The 6525-nt window shown below is 58.4% G+C and carries 6 protein-coding genes; 1 reads left to right on the forward strand and 5 read right to left on the reverse strand.

Annotated elements, in window-relative coordinates; all coding sequences use genetic code 11:
- Positions 1-175 precede the first annotated feature (175 nt).
- The gene (locus tag AC13CN_RS12250) at positions 176-937 is read left to right on the forward strand and encodes a tRNA-uridine aminocarboxypropyltransferase (protein WP_172515391.1); all 762 of its coding nucleotides are present in this window, start codon (positions 176-178) and stop codon (positions 935-937) included.
- Between the two features lie 5 nt (positions 938-942).
- Here AC13CN_RS12250 and AC13CN_RS12255 read toward each other — a convergent pair whose 3' ends face one another.
- The 5 genes from AC13CN_RS12255 to AC13CN_RS12275 form a co-directional block, all read right to left on the reverse strand.
- Entirely contained in the window at positions 943-1848 is a 906-nt protein-coding gene (locus AC13CN_RS12255; protein ID WP_172515392.1) for a DMT family transporter, read from the reverse strand.
- Positions 1845-3098, reverse strand: a complete 1254-nt coding sequence (locus AC13CN_RS12260) for a TraB/GumN family protein (RefSeq protein WP_054644942.1) — start codon at positions 3096-3098, stop codon at positions 1845-1847. The genes AC13CN_RS12255 and AC13CN_RS12260 overlap by 4 nt, the downstream gene beginning before the upstream one ends.
- A gap of 38 nt (positions 3099-3136) precedes the next feature.
- Entirely contained in the window at positions 3137-4585 is a 1449-nt protein-coding gene (locus AC13CN_RS12265; RefSeq protein WP_172515393.1) for a TrkH family potassium uptake protein, read from the reverse strand.
- Between the two features lie 32 nt (positions 4586-4617).
- The gene (gene trkA / locus AC13CN_RS12270; protein ID WP_062359928.1) at positions 4618-5991 is read right to left on the reverse strand and encodes a Trk system potassium transporter TrkA; all 1374 of its coding nucleotides are present in this window, start codon (positions 5989-5991) and stop codon (positions 4618-4620) included.
- A gap of 112 nt (positions 5992-6103) precedes the next feature.
- Positions 6104-6310 carry a dodecin gene (locus AC13CN_RS12275; protein WP_172515734.1) on the reverse strand — a complete coding sequence of 69 codons (207 nt, stop codon included), beginning with the start codon at positions 6308-6310 and terminating at the stop codon, positions 6104-6106.
- Positions 6311-6525: the final 215 nt, after the last annotated feature.

The raw sequence follows: 6525 nt of genomic DNA on the forward strand, positions 1-6525 counted from the left end.
TGTGGGACTTTTACGGCGATAACCAAGCCATTCCCTCGGGCAATCGTCTTGGAAGCAGAAACCAGGAAGGTAACAACCTGGGAATCCCCTTCCTTTCCGTCGCTAGACGGCAGCGCAAGCTGAGGGAGGGGAGGATGTCAAACTCTGCGTCCTTTGACGACCCACTGGAGCGCAGATGCCTGACGCGACCTCGCTGCCCCCTGAGCATGATGCAATGACCGACCGCGACCCGGCCACCGGGCATCCGCGCCCGCCTCGGCGTGAATTCAAAGCGCGGGGCAGCTTCGTCAAACGCTGCGAAGGCTGCAACTTGCCCGAGCTGAACTGCCTCTGCCCGTATCAGGTGAAGGCGGAGAGCGACGCTCAGGTGTGGCTGCTGACCCACTCTATTGAACACTACAAACCGACCAATACCGGGCGTTTGATTGGCGATGTACTCACCAACACCCGCGTATTTACCTGGTATCGCACGGCGCCGGACGAGGCGCTGGCCGCGCTGCTGCAAGATCCGCGCTATGCGCCGTTCGTGATTTTTCCTGATGACCAGCCAGATTACGCCGACCGCGTGGTGGATATTGACGCGGTGCATGCCGCCAAGCAGCAGGCGCGCATACCGGTATTCATCATTTTGGATGGCACCTGGCGACAGGCGCGGCGCATGTTCCGCAAAAGCCCTTACCTGGATGCACTGCCGGTACTGCCGCTGCGCACCGAGCGGGAGACCCGCTACCGGCTGCGCAAGCCCGCCTCGAAAGCGCATCTGTGCACCGCCGAGGTAGCGATTGAGCTGCTGCGCCAGAGCGGTGATGAAACGGCGGCAAGCGTGCTGGATGACTACTTTGATGTGTTCAACGATAGCTATGCGGAAAGCCGCTACTACCGCAAGATTGCCGAGCCCACCCCTGCTATGCAGCGGCTGTTAGACAGGCAACAGTAGGAGCGTTAAGGGGTTTGGCCCGGCAACCAGCGTAACAGGACTTTGCGCACCCAATACCAGCGGTTAATCAGTAGCGCGGTGAAAATCAGGCTGCAGCCCAGTAACTGAAGTACGCTCATGGTTTCGCCAAACCACCATGCCGCTATCAGTGCAGTCCATACCGCCTCTAACATCAAAATGACCGCTGCATGGCTTGGCGTGGTCATGCTCTGAGCTTTAATCTGCAAGAAGAAACGCAGTGAGCTTGCCAGCAGTACACAGGCCATAAACCAACCCAGAATCGATTTGTTCAGTGCCAGCGGCTGGTGTTCCACTACCAGTGATAGGCTGGTCAGCACCACGCCCACTGAGATGAGTTGTAGCGTGGTGAGAGGTAGGGCGGGAACGTTACGCACCACGCGGGTATTGACGTTGATCAGCAGTGCAAAGCAGAGGGCGGCGCAGGCCATCAGCAGCTGGCTGGCTTCGATATTAAAGCCTGCGTTGAGCGATAGCAGGGCAAACCCAAGCAGCGCCACGGGTAGCGCGACCCAGGTGGAGCGAGGCGGGCGGTCGCCAAACAGCAGCCGTGCCACCACCGGTACCAATAAGATACCGAGGCTATTGATAAACGCGCTTTCGCCTAAATGGTTGGAGTGGTGCAGCCCTAATACCCAAAACGCAATGGCCGCACTAAATAACACGCCGACCAGCAGCCCGCGCTGTATTCTACGGGCGGGCATTTTGCGCAGCGTGGGCCAAGCAAATCCCAGTAGTATCAACCCCGCCAATAAAAAGCGCGTCCCTATAAACAATAAGGGCGGCATGCCTGCCAGCGCTTCTTTAGAAAAAATCCAACCACCCGCAGCCAAGGCGGTGACGAGCAGAAGCAGCGCATCCGCCTGCCAGGGGGCTTGTTTAACGCTGTTCACGCCGCGCCGCTGCCAAAGAGCGCGCCTGCAATTCTAAAGCCTGCCACCCAGGTACCAATGGCAGAACCTACGGTGGCTAAGATAAACACCAGCAGGGTGCGAGAGACACGGTTCTGCCACCAACCTTTTAACTGCGTCACATCATGGCGCAGGGTGGAGAAGTCGCGCACCTTGGGCTTGCGCATATACAGCTCGACCCCCGCCGCTACAAAGCCCGCGCCAATGGTGGGGTTAAGCGATGTAAGTGGTGCAGCGAAGAAGGTAGCAATCACCGTGACCGGGTGAGCAAGCGCCGCAATCGTCGCGCCGCCAGACAGAATGCCGTTAATCAAGAACCACTCGATGACCAGCTGCCAGCCAAGGTCGGTATTGCGTGAAAAGCCCACCACAAAACCGGTAATGACGAGCGCCGTAATCAGCCAGGGGGCGGCTTTCCACAGTTTGGAAGGGGGCGGTGTGGCTTCGAGAGACTCACGCTCCACCGTGGGGTTGTCCGGCAGCGGTGTTTCCAAGTGCTCGCCCGTGCCTTTCAAGTGTCCAGCGCCCAATACCACCAGCACGTTCTGGTAGCGCCCAGGCGGCGCTTCCTCCGCCAAACGCAGCGCCATATAGCGGTCACGCTCGCGAATTAAGGGCGTGTAGAGCGCTTCGGATTCAGCGGCAAACTCGCTGAAGGTGGCCTCTAGCATGTCACCCTCTTTGAGCTTTTCGATGTCCTCTTTGGAGACATCCTGGCGAGAAAGCACGCTGCCAATCAGCCCTGAAAACAGCGAGAAGCGCTGCCACCAAGGCACGTTGCGATAAATGCGTTTCAAAGTGATGCCGACATCTCGGTCTACCAGCAGTAGCGGCAGGTTGCGCGTACGGCACTCTTCAATGGCTGCACGCATCTCAGCCCCCGGCTGAATACCGGACTGCTCGGCGATCCGTTGCTGAAAGGCACCGAGCGCCAGGCTCGCCGCCACCATGCCCGCTTTGCCTTGCTTGAACACCTGAAACAAGTCCTGCTCGCCCATGGCGTCTGGGTTGTCCATGCTGTGGTGACGGGCGTCACACAGCTCAATGGCGACGGCATCGAAGTGACCGCTGTCGATCAGTTGGCGAACGTCGTTGGCGCTCTCGGCAGAGACGTGGGCGGTGCCTAGCAGGGTGTAGTACGTGCCGCCCACCTGAATGGTTTTCAGCGGGCCGCTGGTAGCTGGGAGGGAACTGCTTTCCTGGGCCAGCGGTGTTGCATCATCTTGATTCATTAAAAAGTCTCAACAAAAAAGTAACGAGTGATGCGCGTTTAACGGCGCCAAAAAGCCGGGGTAAACAGCACCAGTACCGTAAAAATTTCCAAGCGGCCCAGCAGCATGGCCAGTACTAAGATCCATTTGGCAAGGCTTGGTAAGTCGCCATAGTGGCTGCTGGCTTCGCCCAGCGCAGGGCCCAGGTTGTTCAGTGCAGAGCCAACGGTCGACCACGCCGTTACCTGATCGACCCCCGTCGCCATCACGCCCACCAGCATCAAAAAGAACAGCATCACATAGGCAGAGAAAAATCCCCACACGGCCTGGGCGATGCTATCGGGAACGCTCACTTTGCCGACTTTAACGGCAATCACGGCATTGGGGTGAATGAGCCGCATGACTTCGCGCATGCCCTGTTTCAAGATCAGGATAATACGGATGACCTTCATCCCCCCAGCGGTAGAGCCGGAGCATCCGCCGACAAAAGCGGCCACAAACAGCAGAAACGGTAGTGCGCCCGGCCACCCGGAAAAGTCCGCCACGGCGAAGCCTGCGGTGGTGGCGACCGAGACAACCTCAAACAGCGCATGGCGCAGCCCAACGATGTCATCGTAGGTGTCGGTGAGCCACAGGGTAATCACGGTAATCGTGGTGAGCCCGGCTAAAAACAGCATAAGAAAGCGCGCTTCCGGGTCCTGGAAGTAGTGCAGTAAGCGTTTTTCCCGCCAGGCAATAAAGTGCAGGCTAAAGCTGAAGGCAGAGATCAGCATAAAGCTAATGCAAATAAGTTCGATGGCGGCGCTATTAAAGTAGCCAATACTGGCATCGTGGGTTGAAAAGCCGCCGATGGCGACGGTGGAGAAGCTGTGCCCCAGCGCATCAAACCAGCTCATCCCCGCCAGCATATAGGCGACCATGCAGGCAAACGTGAGCGTTGCGTAGATATACCAGAGCGCTTTAGCGGTTTCGGTAATTCGTGGGGTTAGCTTGGAGTCTTTCAATGGCCCTGGAATTTCGGTGCGGTAAAGGGCCATCCCTCCCACGCCCAGGGTAGGCAAAATAGCCACGGCCAGTACCACGATCCCCATACCACCTAGCCACTGCAGCTGCTGGCGATAATAGCGCACCGATTCCGGTAAAAAATCGATGCCGGTAATCACTGTGGCACCGGTGGTCGTCAGGCCGGAAAACGACTCAAAGACCGCATCGGTAATGCTCAGTGAGCCTTCGCCAAACAGCATGAGCGGCAGAGAACCAAATAGGGCCAGTACCGTCCAGAACATCGCGGCGATAATAAAGCCGTCACGGATACGTAGCTCTTTGTGAGCACGGCGGTTGGGCAGGTAGAGAAACAGCCCCGTCATGACGGTAATCCCAATGCCGCTCATGAACGCGTGCCAGACGCTGTCTCGAAACCAGAGCGACATGAGCATGGGGGGCAGCATCGTTAGGCTGAAAAGCATCAGCAGCAGGCCCAAAATACGTAGAATGACCCGCAAACTCATAGTGGTGGTTGTCTCATACGCTGGCCGGCTCCTTAGAAAAACGTTAATCCGACCTGGAACAGGCGCTCAACGTCGCGAATACGCCGCTTATCGATCACAAACAGAATGATATGGTCGCCGCTTTCCACCCGCACGTCGCCATGGGCGATAATGACCTCTTTGCCCCGCACGATGGCGCCGATGGTGGTGCCGTCGGGTAGGTCGATCTCGCGGATGGTACGGCCCACCACCTTGGACGACTGCTTATCGCCATGGGCAATCGCTTCGATGGCCTCCGCCGCACCCCGGCGCAGCGAGTGCACATTGACGATATCGCCCCGGCGCACGTGGGTCAGCAGGCTGCCGATGGTGGCCTGCTGAGGGGAAATAGCAATGTCGATATCGCCGCCCTGCACCAAATCCACGTAGGCGGCGTTGTTGATGAGGGTAAGCACCTTCTTAGCCCCCAGCCGCTTGGCGAGCAGCGACGACATGATATTCACTTCGTCGTCGTTGGTCAGCGCGCAGAAGATATCGCAGTCTTCGATGTTCTCCTCTTCCAGCAGCCGCTTGCTGGTGGCGCTGCCGTGGAGCACCACGGTGCGATCCAGCCGCTCGGAAAGCGTGGTGCAGCGCTCCAGGCTGTGCTCGATGATCTTCACCTGATGGCTGTGCTCTAAGTGCTCCGCCAGCCGTTCGCCGATATTGCCGCCCCCGGCAATCACCACGCGGCGGAAGTCCCGCTCCACCTTACGCAGTTCGCTCATTACGGCGCGAATATCCCGGCGGGCGGCCAAAAAGAACACCTCGTCGTCGGCTTCAATCACCGTGTCGCCCCGGGGAATGATCGGCCGGTTGCGGCGATAAATCGCCGCCACGCGGGTTTCCACGTTGGGCATATGCTTGCCCAAAAAGGCCAAATCCTGGCCCACCAGCGGGCCGCCGTAGAAGGCTTTCACTGCCACCAGCTGCACTAAACCCCCGGCAAACTCCAGTACCTGTAGCGCGCCCGGGTGCTCAATCAAGCGGCGCACGTGGTCGGTGACCACCTGCTCGGGGCTGATCAGCACGTCGATGGGGATCGCTTCGTGGGCAAACAGGCCCTTACGAGTGAGGTAAGCGGTGGAGCGCACCCGGGCAATTTTGGTGGGGGTGCGAAACAGCGTATGGGCCACCTGACAGGCGATCATATTGATCTCGTCGGTGTTGGTCACCGCGATCAGCATATCGGCGTCTTCGCAGCCCGCCTGGCGTAGCACAATGGGGTAGGAGCCTGCGCCGGTCACCGTGCGGATATCCAGCTTGGTGTGCAGCTCGCGCAGTTTTGCGCCGTCGGTATCGACGACGGTGATGTCGTTCTCCTCGCGGGCAAGGTGCTCCGCCAGGGTGCCGCCGACTTGGCCGGCGCCGAGAATGATGATTTTCATCGCTAAGCATCGGTTCCGTTATAAGCGCCAACGTTTTATCAGCACGCGGTGTGCGCTGCAACAAAGACGGCGGCCAGTGTAAACCAGCCGCCGTCGAAAAGCAGGTAGGGAATTACTCCAGAGTGAAGCCGACTTTGACGGTCACTTGCCAGTGGGCCACGCGGCCATCTTCAATATGGCCTCGGGTGTCGGTGACTTCGAGCCAGCGCATGTTTTGAACGCTTTCGGAGGCTTTCGCCAGGGCGTTCTGCACGGCTTCCTCAATCCCTTTTTCGGATGAACCGGTTAGCTCAATGTGCTTATAGGTGTGATCAATCAGCGCGAAAAACCGCTTACTTTTAGTGAGCGGATGGATAGCGCGGCATCCGCAGGATGCCCTTGCTGATGATTTGTACAGTGCTATACTACTCACGTCGACACGACCTACCGAGGGGCACTCGGAAAGTTACGTCTGTGGAGACGATGTGAGACCTGGGGGATATGAGTTGGTTCGCCACCGTAAAAATCCCCACTGTGGGACTTTTACGGCGATAA

The sequence above is a fragment of the Vreelandella sp. L-25 genome, from assembly GCF_056857535.1.